This is a genomic window from Ensifer sp. GW823-FHT05D09 (assembly GCF_058795755.1).
In genome coordinates, this window is sequence record NZ_JBXAIA010000002.1 from 428,724 (window position 1) to 449,589 (window position 20,866).

Annotated in this window: 16 protein-coding genes; 11 read left to right on the plus strand and 5 right to left on the minus strand. The window is 61.5% G+C overall.

The annotated features are described in order from the left end of the window. The first annotated feature begins 7 nt into the window (after positions 1-7). On the plus strand, positions 8-811 hold the full coding sequence (locus tag AC1Q80_RS07875; protein ID WP_492360364.1) for an aminoglycoside phosphotransferase family protein: 804 nt from the start codon (positions 8-10) through the stop codon (positions 809-811). On the opposite strand, the gene AC1Q80_RS07880 is transcribed toward AC1Q80_RS07875, so the two are convergent. Then, positions 808-1,383 (minus strand): helix-turn-helix domain-containing protein, encoded by a 576-nt coding sequence (locus AC1Q80_RS07880; protein WP_209791811.1) that lies wholly within the window; start codon positions 1,381-1,383, stop codon positions 808-810. The genes AC1Q80_RS07875 and AC1Q80_RS07880 overlap by 4 nt on opposite strands. Before the next feature lie 36 nt (positions 1,384-1,419). On the opposite strand from AC1Q80_RS07880, the gene AC1Q80_RS07885 reads away from it, so the two are divergent. Further along, complete coding sequence (locus tag AC1Q80_RS07885; protein ID WP_492360084.1) at positions 1,420-1,929, plus strand: GNAT family N-acetyltransferase; 510 nt, start codon at positions 1,420-1,422, stop codon at positions 1,927-1,929. Between the two features lie 139 nt (positions 1,930-2,068). Next, positions 2,069-2,962 carry a lytic transglycosylase domain-containing protein gene (locus tag AC1Q80_RS07890; protein ID WP_234902795.1) on the plus strand — a complete coding sequence of 298 codons (894 nt, stop codon included), beginning with the start codon at positions 2,069-2,071 and terminating at the stop codon, positions 2,960-2,962. Here the strand turns inward: AC1Q80_RS07890 and AC1Q80_RS07895 are convergent. Further along, entirely contained in the window at positions 2,952-3,986 is a 1,035-nt protein-coding gene (locus tag AC1Q80_RS07895) for an SDR family NAD(P)-dependent oxidoreductase (RefSeq protein WP_492360085.1), read from the minus strand. The genes AC1Q80_RS07890 and AC1Q80_RS07895 overlap by 11 nt on opposite strands. Before the next feature lie 138 nt (positions 3,987-4,124). Here AC1Q80_RS07895 and AC1Q80_RS07900 point away from each other — a divergent pair, with 138 nt between their 5' ends. Next, a complete protein-coding gene (locus AC1Q80_RS07900; protein WP_492360086.1) occupies positions 4,125-4,976 on the plus strand; it encodes a LysR family transcriptional regulator in 852 nt (283 codons plus the stop codon). Positions 4,977-5,040: 64 nt separating this feature from the next. Here the strand turns inward: AC1Q80_RS07900 and gyrA are convergent, their stop codons facing one another. Beyond that, positions 5,041-7,818 carry a DNA gyrase subunit A gene (gyrA, locus tag AC1Q80_RS07905; protein WP_492360087.1) on the minus strand — a complete coding sequence of 926 codons (2,778 nt, stop codon included), beginning with the start codon at positions 7,816-7,818 and terminating at the stop codon, positions 5,041-5,043. A gap of 324 nt (positions 7,819-8,142) precedes the next feature. On the opposite strand from gyrA, the gene AC1Q80_RS07910 reads away from it, so the two are divergent. Continuing rightward, complete coding sequence (locus tag AC1Q80_RS07910; RefSeq protein WP_173420010.1) at positions 8,143-8,772, plus strand: MarC family protein; 630 nt, start codon at positions 8,143-8,145, stop codon at positions 8,770-8,772. A 196-nt stretch (positions 8,773-8,968) separates the two neighbouring features. Here the strand turns inward: AC1Q80_RS07910 and AC1Q80_RS07915 are convergent, their stop codons facing one another. After that, entirely contained in the window at positions 8,969-9,520 is a 552-nt protein-coding gene (locus tag AC1Q80_RS07915; RefSeq protein ID WP_077503570.1) for a single-stranded DNA-binding protein, read from the minus strand. A 280-nt stretch (positions 9,521-9,800) separates the two neighbouring features. Between AC1Q80_RS07915 and uvrA the strand changes: the two genes are divergently transcribed. The 5 genes from uvrA to AC1Q80_RS07940 all read left to right on the plus strand — a co-directional run bounded on the left by uvrA (position 9,801) and on the right by AC1Q80_RS07940 (position 19,184). Next, positions 9,801-12,722, plus strand: coding sequence for an excinuclease ABC subunit UvrA (uvrA, locus tag AC1Q80_RS07920; RefSeq protein ID WP_492360088.1), 2,922 nt, complete (start codon positions 9,801-9,803; stop codon positions 12,720-12,722). A gap of 44 nt (positions 12,723-12,766) precedes the next feature. Then, entirely contained in the window at positions 12,767-13,234 is a 468-nt protein-coding gene (locus AC1Q80_RS07925; protein ID WP_492360365.1) for a GNAT family N-acetyltransferase, read from the plus strand. Between the two features lie 41 nt (positions 13,235-13,275). Continuing rightward, positions 13,276-14,079, plus strand: a complete 804-nt coding sequence (locus tag AC1Q80_RS07930) for a DUF72 domain-containing protein (protein ID WP_492360089.1) — start codon at positions 13,276-13,278, stop codon at positions 14,077-14,079. 788 nt (positions 14,080-14,867) lie between these two features. Continuing rightward, positions 14,868-18,671: a vitamin B12-dependent ribonucleotide reductase gene (locus AC1Q80_RS07935; RefSeq protein WP_492360090.1), complete on the plus strand. Its 3,804-nt coding sequence runs from the start codon at positions 14,868-14,870 to the stop codon at positions 18,669-18,671. Between the two features lie 285 nt (positions 18,672-18,956). Further along, positions 18,957-19,184, plus strand: a complete 228-nt coding sequence (locus tag AC1Q80_RS07940) for a GNAT family N-acetyltransferase (RefSeq protein ID WP_492360366.1) — start codon at positions 18,957-18,959, stop codon at positions 19,182-19,184. Between the two features lie 194 nt (positions 19,185-19,378). Here the strand turns inward: AC1Q80_RS07940 and AC1Q80_RS07945 are convergent, their stop codons facing one another. Further along, positions 19,379-20,548 (minus strand): extracellular catalytic domain type 1 short-chain-length polyhydroxyalkanoate depolymerase, encoded by a 1,170-nt coding sequence (locus tag AC1Q80_RS07945; RefSeq protein ID WP_492360091.1) that lies wholly within the window; start codon positions 20,546-20,548, stop codon positions 19,379-19,381. A 14-nt stretch (positions 20,549-20,562) separates the two neighbouring features. On the opposite strand from AC1Q80_RS07945, the gene AC1Q80_RS07950 reads away from it, so the two are divergent. Beyond that, the gene (locus AC1Q80_RS07950; RefSeq protein WP_492360092.1) at positions 20,563-20,835 is read left to right on the plus strand and encodes a hypothetical protein; all 273 of its coding nucleotides are present in this window, start codon (positions 20,563-20,565) and stop codon (positions 20,833-20,835) included. Positions 20,836-20,866: the final 31 nt, after the last annotated feature.

The window sequence follows — 20,866 nt, forward strand, 5'->3', positions numbered from 1 at the left end:
CTCGTTTATGTCTTCTTCCTATTTTGAGAAATGGTCATTGCAGCCTGATGGTGAGGTGATCGTTACCCCCTCCAGCCATCTTTATCCCGTTCGCTATCGGAACCGCTCGGCGATGCTGAAAATCGCCCACGACCCCGAAGAGAAGTTCGGCCGTCTGCCGCTGGTTTATTGGAGCGGGCAAGGTGCTGCGAGCGTGTATGAAGCGGACACGGATGCCGTCCTGATGGAGCGCACGGACAGCCGGAGAAATCTTTTTCATATGGCGATGACGGGAAGCGATGTCGACGTGACGCGCATCATCTGCCGTACCGTTGCCAGGCTTCATGCGCCGCGTGCCGGCCCAATTCCTTCGGATCTGGTCCCTCTCGACCGGTGGTTCAACTCGCTTGAGGCGGCTGCTCCTGTTCAAGGAGGTCTTTTCGCGCGGGCACTCGATGCGGCGAAAACCCTGTTTGCCGATCCTGAACCGCCGGTCGTGCTGCACGGTGACGTTCACCACGCCAACATCCTCGATTTCGGCGATCGCGGCTGGCTGGCGATCGATCCGAAGCGCGTTGTTGGCGACCGCGGCTACGACTATGCCAACCTGTTCTGCAACCCAGAGCTGCCCCTGGTGACGGCGCCGGGCCGGCTGCAGCGGCACCTGCCCGTTGTTGCCGCGGAGACGGGGCTCGCGCCGCGCCGGATCCTGCTTTGGGTTCTGGCCTATACGGGGCTATCCGCCGCCTGGTTCATTGAAGATGGTGACGATCTCGGCGTTGAAAGCGATCTGACCATGGCGCGGATCGCCATTGCTGAGCTCAACCGCTAGGTTGCGCTCGTTTTCAACAGGATCACCGCATAGGTGCAAGGCTCGCCCGACGCATTGCGGAAGACGCAATCTTGCGGCGAGCCGAGCTCCAGGCAGTCTCCCTCGCCAAGGATATGTGTCTCGCTGCCTTCCACGAAAGTGAGGCTGCCCTGTGTTACCCATATCCATCGGCGATGAAAGGCATAGGCTGCGGCCGGAATTGGCACCTCGGTTCCGGCAGGAAGTTCGACCTCGACGAGGTCGAGCGGCTGCTCCGACATTGGCGAGATATGGCGACGAAGGTAACCGCTCTGAGGGTCGCGCCACACCGGCTGGTCCTCGCGTCGCGACAGCCTGCCCTGGCTCATCTCGGCGCGTGCAATCAGGCTCGACATCGTCAGGCCGAACGCCCCTGCAAGCCGGGCCAGCAGCGTCGCCGTCGGACTGCTGTCTGCACGCTCGATCTTGTGGATCATCGTGCGGGAGACGCCGGAGCGCTCGGCCAGCTCGCTCAGAGACCAACCGCGGATTTCCCGTTCGAGGCGAATGCGATCACTGATGCGTCGATCGAGGCTGTACACTTTAGTATCCATCGCGTAGTCATATAGTGTACGAACATGCGGGGCAACATGCTGATCAGGCAAGCAAGAGAAGATGATCTCCCGATCATCTGCGACATCTACAACGACGCGGTGGCCAACACGACCGCCATCTGGAACGAGACGATTGTCGACGTTGCCAATCGATCTGCATGGTTCAAGGCGCGACGCGAAGCCGGATACCCTGTGCTGACAGCAGTATCCGATGCTGGCAACATCGTCGGCTACGCCTCCTTCGGCGACTGGCGGGCGTTTGACGGCTACCGGCACACGGTCGAGCATTCCGTCTATGTCCATCGCGACAGCCGTGGCGGCGGCATCGGCCGTAAGTTGATGGTCGCCCTGATTGCAGAGGCCGAACGTCTGGACAAGCATGTGATGGTGGCGGGGATAGAATCGGAGAATGCCGCATCGATACGGCTTCACCAACAGCTGGGCTTCACCGAAACCGGTCGAATGCGCGAGGTCGGGACGAAGTTCGGACGCTGGCTGGATCTGACCTTCATGCAGCTGGTGCTGACGACCGGTTCACCCGCCTGACGCGCCTGTTTTTCCGAGCCCCACAAGATGCTATGTAGGAAGCTTGGCAGTTTCGGCGAGGCGTTGCGGGCGACACGATATGGGGAACGGCAGCTCAGGAGGTGTTGCGTATGCTGTCAGAGGTCTGCTCGCGCTGCTGATGACGGTGAGTATTGGGCGCCCGGATGCTGCCCATGCCCGCATCGACGAGTTGCCGGTGCGCGCCAAATGTATCTATGTCGGTCGGTCCGCCACGGACCCTGCCAAATCGCTGTGTGTCAGCAAGGAGCGCTTCGAGCGCGACGTTTGCGGCGTCATCGATCACTACGCCACTGCCAATGACCTGCCACCGGCGTTCTTCGCGCGCCTGATCTGGCGCGAAAGCCTGTTTCGGCCGAATGCGGTCAGCCCGAAAGGGGCCGAAGGCATCGCGCAATTCATGCCAGGCACGGCGAAGATGCGTGGCCTTGCGAACAGCTTCGACGTCGTTGCCGCCCTGGGCAAGTCTGCCGAGTATCTCGGCGAACTGAAGACACGCTACGGCAATCTGGGTTTTGCTGCCGCCGCCTACAATGCCGGCGAGAACGGGCTCGAGCGCTTTCTCGAGGTGGATTGGCTGCCGGCCGAGACGCGCAACTATGTGCTGGCGATCACCGCCTATAGCGTCGAGGACTGGCGGGACAATCCGCCGAAGACCCTCGATCTGACGCTCGACAAGAACAAGAATTTCCTCGAAGGCTGCGTGGCGCTGGCAAGCACGCGCCAGTTGCGCGAGATCGACGTGATCGACGAGGCCGAGTGGGCGCCCTGGGGCGTGCAGCTCGCAGCCCATTTCCAGAAGTCGATTGCGCAGCGACTGTTCGTCAACGCCGTCAAGCGGTTGCCGGATCCCATCCGCAGCGAGAAGGCGCTGCTGCTGCGTGAGCGCAACGCCAGTTTCGGTCGCCGTATTCGATATGCCGCCCGCATCGGCCGCGACAGCCAGGCGGAAGCCAATGCGCTTTGCGCCACCATCCGAAAGAATGGTGGCGCCTGTCTCGTTTTCAGGAATTGACTGCCATCGTGGCAGGCGGTAACGGCTCGTCGGCTCCTACGCGTCCGGCAGCCAGCGGCAGGCAGCCAAGCGACTTCAGGGTTTTGGCCACGGCTTCATCGATCGGCGTATGCGGCTCCTCGACAAGTAAGGCCAGCAGCCGGTCGTTCGGCATCTGCAGTGGCTGACGCCAGAGGTACCGCATCTTGCGCAACTCGCGAAACAGCGGCACGACGGGAGACGCCAATGTCACCAGCCACCATGGAAAGGCGCGCGCCGGAAGGTTTTTCGATCCTGCCGCACGGCGGATGGCGCCAATCATCTTCGTGCCGTCATCATCGACGAAACCGCGCATGTGGTAGACGGCAAAGGCCGGCAGATCCTTTGCGCGCTCGACCAGGCGGATCATCGTCTCGGCCACGTCGGGCAAATAGGCCCATTGATGCGCAATGCCCTTCTTTCCGGGGTAGCTGACAGCGCTCAGTGGTTTTCCAGGCTTCACCAGCCCTTGCGAGAACCAGTTGTTGGCGGCGTCGGGCCCGAAGAAATCCCCTGCCCGCAGGATGATCACGCCGACACCGGCGTCCGACGCAGCCTTGAGCCGAAGCTCCATCTCCTTGCGGATCATGCCCTTGTCCGTGTGTGGGTTCTGCGGGCTGTTCTCGCTCAGGACTGGAAAAGCATCGGGGCCGAAATTGTAGATCGTGCCCGGAAGGAGAATTCGAGCACCTTCCGCTTTTGCAGCGGCAATGGTGTTGTCGAGCATCGGCAGGACCAGCTGACCCCAGTTGCGGTAGCCGGGTGGATTGACGGCATGCACGATCAGTTGGACGCCTTCGGCGGCGGCGCGTACGTCCAGTCGCTTCATCGCGTCACCCTCGATCCAATCGTACGCGGGTGCCATCTGGGCGGCCTTGGCGACATTGCGGTTGAGTGCGCGCACTTTCCATCCGCGCTGGCTGAGGCCGCGAGCAACGGCACTACCGATGCCACCGGTCGCGCCCAATACCAGAACTGTTCTTGCCTCTTCCAGATTGTCGGTCATTGCGTGTCTCCATCGGTTTTGATGGCGGCACTGTCCCGCAATGCGCTGATAAACGGAATTGTCGTTTTCTGTTTCATTGTTATACGTTTATGTATGAGCAAAATCGAACCCAGCTGGGACTTATACCGGACATTCCTGATGGTGCTGAAGGAGGGCTCGCTGTCGGCGGCCGCACGCGAGCTCGGCCTGACGCAGCCGACGGTCGGGCGCCATGTCGATGCGATGGAGGAGATGGTCGGGTTTCCGCTCTTCACTCGCTCGCCCCAGGGCCTGATGCCGACCGATGCCGCCCGCGCGCTGCAACCCTATGCGGAAACACTTGCGGCGACGTCAGCCGCCCTGCTTCGTGCCGCCTCCGGCCAGCAAGACACCGTCAGCGGAACGGTGCGCATCAGTGCAAGCGAGGTGATCGGTATCGAGGTGCTGCCGCCGATCCTTGCAGAACTGCACGCGAAATATCCGGACCTGACCATCGAGCTGTCGGCGTCCGATGCGATCGAGGATATTCTGCGACAGGAAGCGGACATTGCGGTGCGCATGGCGGTGCCCAGCCAGGATGCGCTGGTGGCGCTTCACGTCGGTGCGGTGCCACTCGGTTTTCACGCCCACCGGCGCTATCTCGACCGGCGCGGGATGCCGGAGACGCTTGCCGACCTGAGTGGGCACAGCCTGATCGGCTACGACCGTGAGACGGCGGCAATCCGTGCCATCATCGCCCGCACACCTGAGTTGCCCGACGTACGCTTTGCGCTGAAGGCTGACAGCAACCTCGCGCAGCTTGCCGCCATTCGCGCCGGTTTCGGCATCGGCATTTGTCAGAACGCGCTTGCCGCCCGCGATCCCGATATTCTTCCGGTTCTGGCGGGCAGTTTTGCAATGAAGCTCGAGACCTGGCTCGTCATGCATGAAAACTTGAAGACCGCGCCGCGTTGCCGCGTGGTTTTCGATGCGTTGGCCAAGGGCCTGAGAACCTATATCCGCCAGCCGTGACGTGTCGTGCTTCAATAGAAAAGCCCGCCAATTGGCGGGCTTTTCAGTCGATTGAAGCAGTCTATCAGGCTTCGGTTTCAGGTGTTTCCGGTGCGCCGTTTTCCGCCGCCACCAGCTCCTCACCCTCTTCGTCACCTTCCGGTTCGCTGATGCGCTCGACCGAGACGACCTTTTCGTCCTTGGCCGTCGAGAAGATCGTCACGCCCTTGGTGGCGCGGCTCGCAAGCCGGACGCCATTGATCGGCACGCGGATCAGCTGGCCACCGTCGGAAACGAGCATGATCTGGTCGTTATCTTCGATCGGGAAGGTCGCAACCAGTTGCCCGATCTCTGCCGTCTTCGAGGTGTCTGTGGCGCGGATGCCCTTGCCGCCGCGACCCGAGGTGCGGAAATCGTAGGAGGACGAACGCTTGCCGAAGCCCTTCTCCGAAACCGTCAGCACGAACTGCTCGCGTGCCTTCAGCTCTTCGTAGCGCTCATTGCTGAGTTCGCCACCTTCGGTGACTTCTTCACCGACCAGTGCGATTTCTTCCTCATCGCCATTCGTCGCGCGCCGCTCGGCGGCTGCACGTTTCAGATAGGCGGCCCGTTCCCATGGCTCGGCATCGACATGGCCGAGGATCGCCATCGAGATGATGCGGTCGCCGTCGCCAAGGTTGATGCCGCGAACGCCGATCGAGTTTCGTCCGGCAAAGACGCGCACGTCGTCGACGGGGAAGCGGATGCACTGGCCCAGCGCCGTCGTCAGCATGACGTCGTCATGCTCGGTGCAGGTATCGACAGAGAGGATCTCGTCGCCATCTTCCTCGAGCTTCATCGCAATCTTGCCGTTGCGGTTGACCTGGACGAAGTCGGACAGCTTGTTGCGACGAACCGTGCCGCGGGTCGTCGAGAACATGACGTCGAGGTTTTCCCACGTCGTTTCATCCTCGGGCAGCGGCATGATCGTGGTGATGCGTTCGCCAGGCTCCAGCGGCAGCATGTTGATCAGTGCCTTGCCGCGCGACTGCGGCGTGCCGATCGGCAGACGCCAGACCTTCTCCTTGTAGACGATGCCACGCGAAGAGAAGAACAGAATTGGCGTGTGCGTGTTGGCAACGAATAGCCGGGTAACGAAATCCTCGTCTCTCGTCGCCATGCCGGAGCGGCCCTTGCCGCCGCGACGCTGCGCACGATAGGTCGTCAGCGGCACGCGCTTGATGTAGCCGAGATGCGAGACGGTCACGACCATGTCTTCGCGGGCGATCAGGTCCTCGTCGTCCATATCGGGACCGCCTTCGGCGATCTCGCTGCGGCGCGGCGTGCCGAACTCCTGGCTTATGGCCGTGAGTTCGTCCTTGACGATGGTCATGATGCGCAGGCGCGACGACAGGATATCGAGGTAATCCTTGATTTCCTCGCCGATCTTGTTGAGTTCGTCGCCGATTTCGTCGCGACCGAGTGCGGTCAGGCGCTGCAGACGCAGGTCGAGAATGGCGCGCGCCTGCTCTTCCGAGAGGTTGTAGGTGTTGTCTTCGTTGATCCGGTGACGCGGATCGTCGATCAGCCGGATGAGGCTGTCGACGTCATGCGCCGGCCAGCGGCGTTCCATCAACTGCTCGCGCGCGGTCTGCGGATCGGGCGCCTGCCGGATCAGCTTGATTACTTCGTCGATGTTGGCAACCGCAATGGCAAGACCAACGAGCACGTGGGCGCGGTCGCGCGCCTTGCGCAGCAGGTACTTCGTTCTCCGGCTAACGACTTCCTCGCGGAAGGAGACGAAAGCCCTGAGCATGTCGAGCAGCGTCATCTGTTCCGGCTTGCCGCCGTTGAGCGCCACCATGTTGCAGCCGAAGGACGACTGCAGCGGCGTGTAACGGTAGAGCTGGTTCAGGATGACGTCGGCATTGGCGTCGCGCTTGAGCTCGACGACGACACGGTAGCCCTGACGGTCGGATTCGTCGCGCAGGTCCGAGATGCCCTCGATGCGCTTGTCGCGCACAAGTTCGGCCATCTTCTCGATCATCGTTGCCTTGTTCACCTGGAAAGGGATCTCGGTGATGATGATCTGCTCGCGGTCTCCGCGCATCGGCTCGATGTGGGCACGGCCGCGCATGATGACCGAGCCGCGGCCGGTCTCATAGGCCGAGCGGATGCCCGAACGGCCGAGAATGAGCGCACCGGTCGGGAAGTCCGGCCCCGGGATGATTTCCATCAGTTCCGGCAGTTCGATCGCCGGATTGTCGATCAGCGCCATACAGCCTTTGATGACTTCGACGAGGTTGTGCGGCGGAATGTTGGTTGCCATGCCGACCGCGATGCCGCCGGCGCCGTTGACGAGCAGGTTCGGGAACTTCGCGGGCACAACCACCGGCTCGCTCAGCGTGCCGTCGTAGTTGTCGCGGAAATCGACCGTTTCCTTGTCGAGGTCGTCGAGCAGCGAGTGCGCGGCCTTTTGCAGGCGGCATTCGGTGTAGCGTTCTGCCGCCGGCGGGTCGCCGTCGACGGAGCCGAAGTTGCCCTGACCGTCGATCAGAGGCAGCCGCAGTGACCAGTCCTGCGCCATGCGCGCCAGCGCGTCGTAGATCGCCGAGTTGCCGTGCGGGTGGTACTTACCCATCACGTCCCCGGTCACGCGGGCGCATTTGACGTACTTCTTGTTCCAGTCGATGCCGAGCTCGCTCATCCCGTAGAGGATGCGGCGGTGAACGGGTTTCAGACCGTCACGCACGTCTGGAAGCGCGCGGCTGACGATGACGCTCATGGCGTAATCGAGATAGGACCGCTGCATTTCCTCGATGATGGAAATCGGCTCGATGCCTGGCGGAGTCTTTCCGCCGCCGGGAGTGCTTTGCTCAGTCAATTGTGATCACGATCTTTGTTCAGAATCAGTCGGATATTTATAGCGGAATGCGCCTGGAAGCGCCAATTTTGGCCCGTGGTTGTGAACAGTCTTTTGCCGTCGGAATAGGCTTTTCTAGGGCATTGCAGCGGAAATCGGAAGTGCTGGCGACAAAGTCGGCTGCCGGGCCTGAACGGCTGTGAAAAGGTTCCGTCACATCCTCATTAAGCTATTGCTCAAGCTTTGGCCACCGCCCCCTTCCCAAGCCCGCCCTGCTTGCCTAACAATGCTGTCCTGCCACCGAGAAAACTCGGGGCGCGCATGATAATCCGGAAGGGGAAACGGATGTTCAATGTCGACCTCTTGGTCAACGCACTCACCACGCTGCTCGTTACGCTCGATCCGCCGGGTCTTGCTCCGATCTTTCTGAGCCTCACGGTCGGCCTCAGCCGGCAGGAGCGCTTTCAGGTGGCCACGCGCGGCTCGCTGATCGCCTTCTTCATCCTTGCCGCCTTCGCCGTCTTCGGTAACGGCATTCTCGGATTGCTCGGGATCTCTATCGGCGCGTTCCGCATCGCCGGCGGCCTGCTCTTGTTCTGGATCGCCTTCGAGATGATCTTCGAAAAGCGTCAGGAGCGGAAGGAAAAGACCGGTGAGAACGCCACGGTGAAAGATCACATCCATAACATTGCCGTGTTTCCTCTGGCTCTGCCATTGATTGCCGGACCGGGCGCGATCTCCGCGACGATCCTGCTCGCGGGTTCGTTCCCGACCGCGATCGAGCGCACGCAGCTCTTGATCGTCATCGCGCTGTCGATGTTCAGCCTGTTCCTGGCGCTTGTCATCGCCGAACGCATCGACCGCTTTCTCGGCGTCACCGGCCGGGCGATCCTCACTCGGCTGCTCGGCGTGATCCTAGCCGCACTTGCGGTCCAGTTCGTCGTTGACGGCGTGAAATCGGCGATGGCGATCTGAGACGATCGTGATGTTCCAGCGCTGCCGCCTTGGAGGGCATCGCGGCAGTGTTCCATCTCATTGCCTTATGCGCTCACACGCAACAAGGGCCGGTTTCCCGGCCCTTGTTGCGTGTGATGATATAGCCTGCAGATGGCTGCTCGGACCGGTTACGGTCGCCAAGGGCACCCGTAGGTCGCTGCGCCCGAGGCGTGGCTCAGAACGGGATGTCGTCGTCGAGATCGCGCGAGAAGTTGCCACCGCCCTGGCTGCCCTGACCACCCTGGCCGCCGCCGGAGCGACCGCCGCCGGAGGACTGGCGCGGCTGCTGGTCGTAATCGTCGTAACCACCACCACTGCTGGCGCCACCGAAGTCGCTACCGCCGCCACGGCTGACGCCACCACCACCGCCCTCGCCGCGACCGTCAAGCATGGTCAGCGTGGAGTTGAAGCCTTGCAGCACGATTTCCGTCGAGTAGCGGTCGTTGCCGGTCTGGTCCTGCCATTTGCGGGTCTGCAGCGCGCCTTCGATATAGAGCTTGGCGCCCTTCTTGACGTATTGCTCGACGACCTTGCACAGGCCCTCGTTGAAGACGACGACGGTGTGCCATTCGGTCTTTTCCTTGCGCTCGCCGCTGTTGCGGTCGCGCCAGGTTTCCGATGTGGCAATGCGCAGGTTGGCGATCGGCCGGCCATCCTGCGTGCGCCGGATTTCCGGGTCTGCCCCGACGTTTCCGACCAAGATCACCTTGTTGACGCTACCAGCCATATTGCTTTTCCCGTGGTTTTGCCGCGCCACCGGCGCTGCTTTAGAATTTCAAGAGCGCGCATCTTAGCGGTCTGTTGCGGCGGATACGCCCCGCATCATGCATAATCCACAACAGATTTAGTCGATTTGCACGATGTTTGTTCTTTCTTTGTTCTAATATTTCCCTATGATCCTGTCAACCGAATCGAAATGGCCACCAGTTTTGCCGATTGCGCCTCGACATGGGCGTTAGCGTCATTACATAGGGGGCTTTCAACAGACATGCAAAAGCTGGCTTCCGATGAGCGAACTCAAGACCATCTCCATTCGTGGCGCGCGCGAGCACAATCTCAAGGGCATCGATCTCGATCTGCCGCGCAACAAGCTGATCGTGATGACGGGGCTTTCCGGCTCCGGCAAGTCGTCGCTCGCCTTCGATACCATTTATGCCGAAGGCCAGCGTCGCTACGTCGAGAGCCTCTCGGCCTATGCGCGCCAGTTCCTCGAGATGATGCAGAAGCCGGACGTCGACCAGATCGACGGCCTGTCGCCGGCGATTTCGATCGAACAGAAGACGACCTCGCGCAACCCGCGCTCGACGGTCGGCACGGTCACCGAGATCTACGACTACATGCGTCTGCTGTTCGCGCGTGTCGGCGTGCCCTATTCGCCGGCGACCGGGCTTCCGATCGAAAGCCAGACTGTCAGCCAGATGGTCGATCGGGTTCTCGCCTTCGGTGAAGGCACCCGCCTTTATATCCTCGCGCCGCTCGTGCGCGGCCGCAAGGGCGAGTACAAGAAGGAACTCGCCGAGCTGATGAAGAAGGGCTTTCAGCGCGTCAAGGTCGACGGCACCTTCTACGAGATCGCCGAGGTTCCCGCCCTCGACAAGAAGTACAAGCACGACATCGACGTCGTCGTCGACCGCGTCGTCGTTCGGCCGGATCTTGCCTCGCGCCTCGCCGACAGCCTGGAGACCTGCCTGACGCTCGCCGACGGTCTGGCTGTTGCCGAATTTGCCGACAAGCCGCTGCCGCCGGAAGAAACCGCTGCGGGGGGCTCGGCCAACAAGTCGCTGAACGAAACGCACGAGCGCGTGCTGTTTTCGGAAAAGTTCGCCTGCCCCGTCTCGGGTTTCACCATTTCCGAGATCGAGCCGCGGCTGTTCTCGTTCAACAATCCCTTCGGCGCCTGCCCGACCTGCGACGGTCTCGGCAGCCAGCAGAAGATCGACACGGCGCTGATCGTGCCGGAGGAACACCGGACGCTGCGCGACGGTGCCATCGCTCCCTGGGCCAAGTCGTCGTCGCCTTATTACAACCAGACGCTGGAAGCGCTCGGCAAGGTTTTCGGCTTCAAGCTCGGCAACCGCTGGAACGAGCTGTCCGCCGATGCGCAGAAGGCTATTCTGCATGGCACGGAAGAAAAGATCGTCTTTCATTATGAAGACGGTGCGCGCTCCTACAACACCACCAAGAATTTCGAGGGCATCGTGCCCAACCTCGAGCGCCGCTGGAAGGAAACCGACAGTGCCTGGGCGCGCGAGGAGATCGAGCGCTATATGTCGGCAGCACCCTGCCCGGCCTGCGCCGGCTTCCGCCTGAAGCCGGAAGCGCTCGCCGTCAAGATCGACACGCTGCATATCGGCCAGATCACCGAGATGTCGATCCGCGTCGCCCGTGACTGGTTCGAGGTGCTGCCTTCGCACCTCAACACCAAGCAGAACGAGATCGCAGTTCGCATCCTCAAGGAGATCCGCGACCGCCTGCGCTTCCTCAACGATGTCGGTCTCGAATATCTGAGCCTGTCGCGCAACTCCGGTACGCTGTCGGGCGGTGAAAGCCAGCGCATCCGGCTGGCGTCGCAGATCGGTTCCGGTCTGACGGGCGTGCTCTACGTGCTCGACGAACCATCGATCGGCCTGCATCAGCGCGACAACGCCCGCCTGCTGGAGACGCTGCGCCATCTGCGTGATATCGGCAACACGGTGATCGTGGTCGAACACGACGAGGACGCCATCCTGACGGCCGACTATGTCGTCGACATCGGCCCGGCCGCCGGCATCCATGGCGGCGAAGTGATCGCGCAAGGCTCGCCCGCCGACGTCATGTCCAATCCGAAGTCGCTGACCGGCAAGTATCTCTCCGGCGAACTGTCGGTTGCCGTTCCGAGCGAGCGCCGCAAGCCGAAGAAGAAAAAGGAAATCACCGTCGTCGGCGCCCGCGCCAACAACCTGAAGAACGTCACGGCGTCGATCCCGCTCGGCATCTTCACGGCGGTGACGGGCGTGTCCGGTGGCGGCAAGTCCACCTTCCTGATCGAGACGCTCTATAAGGCTGCTGCCCGCCGCATCATGGGCGCGCGTGAAAACCCGGCTGAACACGACCGTATCGACGGTTTCGAGCATATCGACAAGGTGATCGACATCGACCAGTCGCCGATCGGACGCACGCCGCGCTCGAACCCGGCGACCTACACAGGTGCCTTCACTCCGATCCGCGACTGGTTCGCCGGACTGCCGGAAGCAAAGGCCCGCGGTTACCAGCCCGGTCGCTTCTCGTTCAACGTCAAGGGCGGGCGCTGCGAAGCCTGCCAGGGTGACGGCGTCATCAAGATCGAGATGCACTTCCTGCCGGATGTCTACGTCACCTGCGACGTCTGCCACGGCAAGCGCTACAACCGCGAAACGCTCGACGTGCACTTCAAGGGCAAGTCGATCGCCGACGTGCTCGACATGACCGTAGAGGAAGGTGTGGAGTTCTTTGCCGCCGTTCCGGCCGTGCGCGACAAGCTGGTAACGCTGAACCAGGTAGGCCTCGGCTACATCAAGGTCGGCCAGCAGGCCAACACGCTCTCGGGCGGCGAAGCTCAACGCGTCAAGCTTGCCAAGGAACTGTCGAAGCGCTCGACCGGGCGCACGCTCTATATCCTCGACGAACCGACAACCGGCTTGCATTTCCACGATGTAGCCAAACTTCTTGAAGTTCTGCATGAACTCGTCAACCAGGGTAACTCGGTCGTGGTCATCGAGCACAATCTCGAAGTCATCAAGACCGCAGACTGGGTCATCGACTTTGGTCCCGAAGGCGGCGACGGCGGCGGCGAGGTCATTGCCAAGGGAACACCGGAGGAGGTGGTCAAGGAGCCTCGCTCCTACACCGGCCAATTCCTGAAGGAGCTCCTGGAGCGTCGTCCGATGAAAAAGGTCGAGGCGGCTGAGTGAGCGTATCGGGCAACGCTGGTAAGAACGCCGTCGCCGGCTTCGCAATGATGCGTCCGGCGACGGGAGATGACCTAGCCGCCGTCCGGGAGATTACCGCAGCAGCCTACGCGCCACACACGGCGTTGCTCGGCGGGCCACCCTTGCCCGTGATCGAGGATTACGAGCCGCGTATCGCGCGAGACGAAGTCTGGCTTCGCGACGATGGCGTCGCGATTTCCGCCCTTGCTGTCTTCGAACGGCATGCGGATCACCTCCTGATCTTCAGTCTTGCGGTCGCGCCTTCGTTCCAACGGCAGGGTCTCGGGATTGAGCTGCTGCGGTTTGTGGATGCGCAGGCTGTCCAACAGGGCGTGCCGGAGGTGCGGCTCTATACCAATGCGCGGATGGAGCGAAACATCGCGCTCTACTGCGCCTATGGTTTTCAAGAAACGGGTCGCCGGCCGAACCCCTATCGGCCAGGGTGGATGCTGGTGGATATGGCCAAGCCCGCGGGGCAGATGGCGTCCGAGTAAATTGACATGCGGCCTGACTGTGCCGCCATGAGGAGGATGGGATGACGAAATCCGGAAAGATCCGCGTTGGTATCGGCGGTTGGACGTTTGAGCCATGGGAGGGCACGTTCTATCCCGACACCCTGTCGAAGAAGCGCCAGCTCGAATACGCGGGCAAGGAATTGCGGGCGATCGAAGTCAACGGCACCTACTATTCGTCGCAGAAGCCCGAGACCTTCGCCCGGTGGGCTTCCGAAGTGCCGGAGGATTTCGTCTTCTCGCTGAAGGCCAGCCGCTTCGTCACCAATCGCAAGGTTCTCTCCGAAGCCGGCGAATCCATGCAGAAATTCCTGACGCAGGGGCTGACGGAGCTCGGCCCCCATCTCGGGCCGATCCTGTGGCAGTTCGCGCCGACCAAGAAGTTCGAGCCGGAGGATTTTGAAGGCTTCCTCAAGCTCCTGCCGGAAAATCAGGACGGCCTGCCGCTTCGTCACGTCGTCGAGGTGCGCAATCCGACGTTCCAGGCGCCTGACTTCGTGGAGCTGCTTGAAAAATACAAGGTTGCCGTCGTGTTGGCAGAACACGCCGACTATCCGATGATCGCCGATGTTACCGCCGATTTCGTCTATCTGCGCCTGCAAAAGGGCAGCGACGATATCAAGACCTGCTACGCCCCGGAACAACTCGACCTCTGGGCGGATCGCGCCAGGACGTTTGCCGCCGGGGGAGAGCCGGAGGGACTTGCCAAGAGCGCGCCCGATCGCAAGGCCAAGAAGGAGCCGCGTGATGTCTTTGCCTTCTTCATCACCGAAGGCAAGGTGAACGCACCGAACGGTGCGCGCGAGTTGCAGAAGCGCGTTGACTAAAGCGTGCCGCACAAGAAGTGCGGCGCGGTTTGGCGGTAGCCTTGCGCCCGACCGCAAGACGCGATTCACGGCAAGTGGAGCCAAGGCTTGCCACGCTGTTTGGGCCATCGTTTCAGGTGCGGGGACAGCCCCGCGCCTCCCCGACAAGGCGCTATAGGGGCACCTCCATATCGGCAAACGAATCAATTTGCGCTGCCCGTCACATCGCCGCCGCTTGTGCAACCGCGACTGCCCCTGGGGGTACCATTTATATGCTTTTTTACCCTTCAAAATTTTGATTTTTCGCCTGCCGCTGCGGCAGCGTCGCAGGCAAACTGTCGAAGTGCCTGATTTTCAAGGCATTGGCCGCTTTCCCCGTTTTCCACAGTCGATCCACACAACATCTAGCGCTCAAACTTCCGTCACAAACCACCCCTTGACGCCCTAGGACGATTCACGGTTAATGGATTTCACGTTGCGACGGCGGCGGACCGGAATGTTTTGAGCCCGGTTCATTTCTCGAAATCGTCGGTTCTGACATGCGGCAAACGCGGGTTCCCCGCTTGAGCCGCAGCGAGGAATTCTGTGCGTCATTTCGGGCCCGCTTGAGCAACATTTGGCTGGCATCAGGAAGCTGTTAATACTATATTTAGTGCTTGCAGTCAGCCTATCTCACAAGATACAGGGTCACCCAAATCTGGGTTTCCCTTCAAGGACGGAAGCTGAGGCTGGCTGCGGAATGGCTCCGCGGCTGGGCGGGGACAATTGCGCCTGTGGCGGGCGCATGGCAACACGAAGGACACGGGACAATGCTGATCGAACGTCGTTTCACCAAGGCCGGGCAATCCGCCTATGCGGAGATAGAGTTCCGCAAAGCTACGAGTGAAATCAAGAATCCCGACGGCTCGATCGTCTTCCGTCTCGCAGATATCGATGTGCCGGCGCAGTTCAGCCAGGTTGCCGCCGATATTCTCGCCCAGAAGTATTTCCGCAAGGCTGGCGTGCCAGCGAAGCTGAAGCGCGTCGAGGAGAACGATGTCCCCTCGTTCCTCTGGCGCTCGGTTCCCGACACGGAAGCGCTGAAGGCGCTGCCGAAGGACGAACAGTACGGTTCCGAAACCGATGCCCGCCAGGTTTTCGATCGCCTGGCCGGAACCTGGGCCTATTGGGGTTGGAAGGGCGGCTATTTCGCCAGCGAAGAAGACGCCTCCGCCTTCCGTGACGAACTTGCCTACATGCTCGCCACCCAGCGCGTTGCGCCTAACTCGCCGCAATGGTTCAACACCGGCCTGCATTGGGCCTATGGCATCGATGGCCCCGGCCAGGGCCACTTCTACGTCGACCCCTTCACCGGCAAGCTGACCAAGTCCAAGTCCGCCTACGAGCACCCGCAGCCGCACGCCTGCTTCATCCAGTCGGTTGCCGACGACCTCGTCAACGAGGGCGGCATCATGGATCTGTGGGTGCGTGAAGCGCGCCTGTTCAAGTATGGTTCCGGCACCGGCTCCAACTTCTCGCACCTGCGCAGCGAAGGCGAAAAGCTTTCGGGCGGCGGCAAGTCTTCGGGCCTGATGTCGTTCCTGAAGATCGGCGACCGCGCAGCCGGCGCCATCAAGTCGGGCGGCACCACCCGTCGCGCCGCCAAGATGGTCGTCGTCGATATCGATCACCCGGATATCGAGGAATACATCAACTGGAAGGTCAAGGAAGAGCAGAAGGTTGCAGCGCTCGTCACCGGCTCGAAGGTCGTCGCCAAGCACCTGAAGGCGATCATGAAGGCCTGCGTCAACTGCGACGGCACCGACGACGCCTGCTACGACCCGAAGCAGAACCCGGCGCTCAAGCGCGAGATTCGCGCTGCCAAGCAGTCGCTGGTTCCTGAAAACTATGTCCAGCGCGTCATCCAGTTTGCCAAGCAGGGCTACAAGGACCTTGAGTTCAAGACCTACGACACCGATTGGGATTCGGAAGCCTATCTCACGGTTTCGGGCCAGAATTCCAACAACTCTGTCTCGATCAAGGACGACTTCCTGCGCGCCGTGGAAGCCGATGGCGACTGGCACCTGACCGCCCGCAAGGACGGCCGCGTGATGAAGACGCTGAAGGCGCGCGATCTGTGGGAATCGATCTCCTACGCCGCCTGGGCGTCGGCCGATCCGGGTCTGCACTTTAACACGACGATGAACGACTGGCACACCAGCCCCGCCGCCGGCCCGATCCGCGCGTCGAACCCGTGCTCGGAATACATGTTCCTCGACGACACCGCCTGCAACCTCGCCTCGCTGAACCTGATGATGTTCAAGGATGCAGCGACGAAGCGCATCAACATCGCCGACTACGAACACGCCGTGCGGCTGTGGACCGTCGTTCTCGAAGTCTCGGTGATGATGGCGCAGTTCCCGTCCCGCGAGATCGCGGAACTTTCCTACGAATACCGCACGCTCGGCCTTGGCTATGCCAATATCGGCGGCCTCCTGATGTCGTCGGGCATCCCCTATGACTCGACCGAAGGCCGCGCCATTGCCGGCGCGCTGACGGCGATCATGACCGGCGTTTCCTATGCCACCTCGGCGGAAATGGCCGCCAAGCTTGGGCCGTTCCCGGGCTTTGCCCCGAACCGCGACAACATGCTGCGCGTCATCCGCAACCATCGCCGCGCCGCTTACGGCGAGACGACGGGCTATGAGGGCCTCTCGGTCAACCCGGTCGCGCTCATCCACGGCGAAAATCCCGACCAGGACCTCGTCATCCACGCCATGAGTGCTTGGGACAAGGCGCTGGAACTCGGCGAGAAGCACGGCTACCGCAACGCCCAGTCGACCGTCATCGCGCCGACCGGCACGATCGGCCTTGTCATGGACTGCGACACGACCGGCATCGAGCCTGATTTCGCGCTGGTCAAGTTCAAGAAGCTCGCCGGCGGCGGCTACTTTAAGATCATCAACCGCGCCGTTCCGGAAGCCCTGCGCTCGCTCGGTTACTCCGAAAGCCAGCTGGCCGAAATGGAAGCCTATGCCGTCGGCCATGGCAACCTCAACCAGGCACCGGCCGTCAACCCCTCGACGCTGAAGGCCAAGGGCTTCACCGACGAGAAGGTCGAGGCCGTCAACGCTGCCCTGAAGTCGGCCTTCGATATCAAGTTCGTCTTCAACCAGTGGACGCTGGGTGCTGACTTCCTGAAGGGCGCTCTGAAGGTTTCCGACGAGCAGCTCGCGCAAATGGACTTCAACCTGCTCGAGCACATGGGCTTCTCGAAGAAGGACATCGAAGCGGCCAACATCCACGTCTGCGGTGCGATGACGCTCGAAGGTGCGCCGTTCCTCAAGAACGAACACCTGCCGGTCTTTGATTGCGCCAACCCCTGCGGCAAGATCGGCAAGCGCTACCTCTCGGTCGAAAGCCACATCCGCATGATGGCGGCCGCCCAGCCGTTCATCTCGGGCGCCATTTCCAAGACGATCAACATGCCGAACGAGGCGACCGTCGAGGATTGCAAGAACGCCTACATGCTTTCCTGGAAGTTGGCGCTGAAGGCCAACGCCCTTTATCGCGATGGTTCGAAGCTCTCGCAGCCGCTGAACGCCTCGCTGATCGAAGACGAGAACGATGAGGATGCGCTGGAGGATTTGATTCAGGCACCGGCCGCAGCCCAGGCCGTGACCATCACCGAGAAGATCGTCGAGCGCGTCATCGAGAAGGTGATCCGCGCCCGCGAAAAGCTGCCGAACCGTCGCCAGGGTTACACCCAGAAGGCTGTCGTCGGCGGCCACAAGGTCTACCTGCGCACCGGCGAATTCGGTGATGGCCGTCTCGGCGAGATCTTCATCGACATGCACAAGGAAGGCGCCGCCTTCCGTGCGATGATGAACAACTTCGCCATCGCCATCTCGCTCGGCCTGCAATACGGCGTGCCGCTGGAAGAATATGTGGAGGCCTTCACCTTCACCAAGTTCGAACCGGCCGGCATGGTCCAGGGCAACGACGCGATCAAGAACGCGACGTCGATCCTCGACTACGTCTTCCGGGAACTGGCCGTGTCCTACCTCGGCCGCCACGATCTGGCCCATGTCGACACATCCGATTTCAGCAACACCGCACTCGGCAAGGGTATCCAGGAAGGCAAGACCAACCTGATCTCCACGGGCTGGACCCGTGGCTACAAGCCGACGATCGTCGGCGGTACGGCCGACCGCGCCGGGGAGCCGAAGGGATCGGCGACGTCAGCCCCTGCCCGCGCTTCATCCGGTGCAACGGTCACTTCGATCGCCGGCAACACGGTCCGCAAGATCGAGCAGACGACGTCGATTGCAACCTCCGAAATCGTCGCCTTCAAGCGCGACTATGAGGAGCGTGCGGCGGAACTTGCCGAAGAGATCGCCGAGGAAACGACCGAGACGGTCACGGAAGTGACGGCCCTTTTCTCCGACAAGGCCGCGGCCGAAGCGGCATCGGCGAAGTCGGATGCCAAGAAGCTCGAAGCCGAACGCCGCGCCCGCTCGATCATGCAGGGCTACACCGGCAATATGTGCTCCGAGTGCCAGAACTTCACCATGGTGCGCAACGGCACCTGCGAGAAGTGCGACACCTGCGGCGCGACCAGCGGCTGCAGCTGATCATTGCTGCACTCATAGCTTGAATTTGCGTGCGTGCAGTGCAAGACTAGAAACGAAAGGCGCCCTTTTGCTTGGGCGCCTTTCGCGTTCCGTAGGGCACCGGATCTTCGTCTAACCTGATTGCCCCAGACGCGACGTAAGTGCGATCGTCGCGACGCTCGATGCCTTTAACGATGCGCATAGCGGTATGGTCGACCAGCCGGGCTTTGCGGTCCTCATCCGCGACCCGAAACGAAAGCGGCGATCGGCGGGCTCTATGCGACGGATGGCTATGGTTGGGCCTTCATCCGCTATCTCGCAATACCGGAAAACCTGCGCGGCCAGGGCTTGGGGCAACGGGTGATCGCGGAGGCGGAGAAGGTCGCGCGGGACCGCGGTTACATCGGCCTTTGGCTCGATACGTTCGAGTTTCAGGCGCGGCCTTTTTACGAGAAGCTGGGCTTTGAGGTTTTCGGTCAGTTGGAAGGCGGGCCCGGTGCAATACCGCGTTACTTCCTGAAGAAACGGTTTTAGCTTCGACACCCGCATGCAGATGGCATGCGTCTCGCGACGCAGACATGGCGCTAACGGTTGGCGATTGGATCGTGCTGGCTGCTGCCAGTGGGACTGAAGAGCCGGCTCGGCCATGCCAGACAGTTGATTGACGCCATACGATTTGCTGCCGGCGGCGCCCGGATTTGAGTTGTCGCCCGGACGCCGTAGCGGGTCTATTTCATCAGCCCCGCGGCGCGCAAAGCGTCTTCGATGATCTTCTGGACGCCGGAGGGGGGTACCTTCCCCGCTCCGGTCTGACGCCGTCTCGCCCGCTCCTCCTCATTCTCGCTGACGAGCGTGCCCGGCACAAGGATGTCACCCGTATGGACGAAACCCTCCGACTTCGCGTCCTTCTCATCGTTTGGCCGATGATCAGCAGCAAGGGTCACAAGCCCCCAGAAGCTGGCAATCCGTAACGTGGAGGATATGCCGGTTTCCAGCATATAGGGGCCCACCTTGCCATAACCATCCGGACCGGCTGTCGCCAACGGCGTGCCGTGGCCCATCCCTTGGATGGCATAGGTTTCGATGACCTGTCGTCCATCGGCATCGCGCCAGACCCGGCGCAGGTAACCTTTTTCAGGCTCGCTGGTGAAGTCGGTCGTCTTGACACCGTGAAGCCCCGTCCATTGCCGAACGATCGCCTCCATGTTCGACACGTCGACCGTGCCATCGGCGGTGCCGTGCCAGACCGATATCGTCGGCCAGCGTCCCTTGTGGGGCGATGCCCTGCGAATCAGCGTCTGCAGCTGGGTTTCGCCGGGACCACCATGCCCCCGCATACGGTCGAACGCTTCCGGAATGGATGTTGCCGTGCCAAAGGGCAATCCTGCGATGATCGCTCCGCCCGCGAAAACCTCGGGGTAGCTCGCCAGCATCACCGATGACATCGCACCGCCGGCCGAAAGGCCGACAATGAAGATGCGGCTCCGGTCCAAATTGTAGGTCGAAACCATGGTCTCGATCATCTCGTGGATCGAGCGGGCTTCACCGGCGTCGCGTTTCGAATCGCCAGGTTCAAACCAGTTGAAGCAGAGGTTGGCATTGTTGGCGCGCTGCTGTTCCGGGAAAAGAAGCGCAAAATCGTATCGATCGGCCAGTTCCGACCACCCCGAGCCCTCGTCATAGGCGGCGGCGTTCTGGGTGCACCCGTGCAGGACGACCACCAATGGAGCCCCCGCGGCAAGGTTTTGTGGAACGAACATCCGGGCTTTGAGCGCCCCAGGGTTGGCGCCCGCTATGGTCATATCCTTCAGGCGGTCACGGGTGGAATTCGCGTTCACCTGACCGTAGGCGGCTTTGAGTGCGGCAAGGCGGGCAACGGTGTCCTGCAGATTTCTCATTTCAGGCATCCCTCATGGTGCAACGGCCAAAAACGGCGCTGACACCTCCCAACGCATTCACCACGGATTGGTTGCTGCACTGCACAAAATATTGCCAGCTGACATTAGAATACCAGGTGGACACCTGGCAGCTTTCTATTTGGAACCTTGAAAGCGTTTATTTCAGACGTCGGGGAACTATCCGTCCGCCGGTGGGTTGCGTCTTCGTGTTCTCGACAACAGCAGATGGAGCTTCGGTGCTCATGCCGGTCGCAGCTTTCGATGCAGAATTCGGCGGCACGCTCTAACCAATAACGTGTACGCCGGATTTTCACATCA

Coding starts and splice junctions, on each gene's coding strand:
- AC1Q80_RS07910 (WP_173420010.1), top strand. CDS start 8,143: ATGTTCAATGTCGACCTCTTGGTCAACGCACTCACCACGCTGCTCGTT.
- AC1Q80_RS07890 (WP_234902795.1), top strand. CDS start 2,069: ATGACGGTGAGTATTGGGCGCCCGGATGCTGCCCATGCCCGCATCGAC.
- AC1Q80_RS07895 (WP_492360085.1), bottom strand. CDS start 3,986: ATGACCGACAATCTGGAAGAGGCAAGAACAGTTCTGGTATTGGGCGCG.
- AC1Q80_RS07950 (WP_492360092.1), top strand. CDS start 20,563: ATGGTGCAACGGCCAAAAACGGCGCTGACACCTCCCAACGCATTCACC.
- uvrA (WP_492360088.1), top strand. CDS start 9,801: ATGAGCGAACTCAAGACCATCTCCATTCGTGGCGCGCGCGAGCACAAT.
- AC1Q80_RS07880 (WP_209791811.1), bottom strand. CDS start 1,383: ATGGATACTAAAGTGTACAGCCTCGATCGACGCATCAGTGATCGCATT.
- AC1Q80_RS07875 (WP_492360364.1), top strand. CDS start 8: ATGTCTTCTTCCTATTTTGAGAAATGGTCATTGCAGCCTGATGGTGAG.
- AC1Q80_RS07915 (WP_077503570.1), bottom strand. CDS start 9,520: ATGGCTGGTAGCGTCAACAAGGTGATCTTGGTCGGAAACGTCGGGGCA.
- AC1Q80_RS07945 (WP_492360091.1), bottom strand. CDS start 20,548: ATGAGAAATCTGCAGGACACCGTTGCCCGCCTTGCCGCACTCAAAGCC.
- AC1Q80_RS07935 (WP_492360090.1), top strand. CDS start 14,868: ATGCTGATCGAACGTCGTTTCACCAAGGCCGGGCAATCCGCCTATGCG.
- AC1Q80_RS07925 (WP_492360365.1), top strand. CDS start 12,767: ATGATGCGTCCGGCGACGGGAGATGACCTAGCCGCCGTCCGGGAGATT.
- AC1Q80_RS07930 (WP_492360089.1), top strand. CDS start 13,276: ATGACGAAATCCGGAAAGATCCGCGTTGGTATCGGCGGTTGGACGTTT.
- AC1Q80_RS07885 (WP_492360084.1), top strand. CDS start 1,420: ATGCTGATCAGGCAAGCAAGAGAAGATGATCTCCCGATCATCTGCGAC.
- AC1Q80_RS07900 (WP_492360086.1), top strand. CDS start 4,125: ATGGTGCTGAAGGAGGGCTCGCTGTCGGCGGCCGCACGCGAGCTCGGC.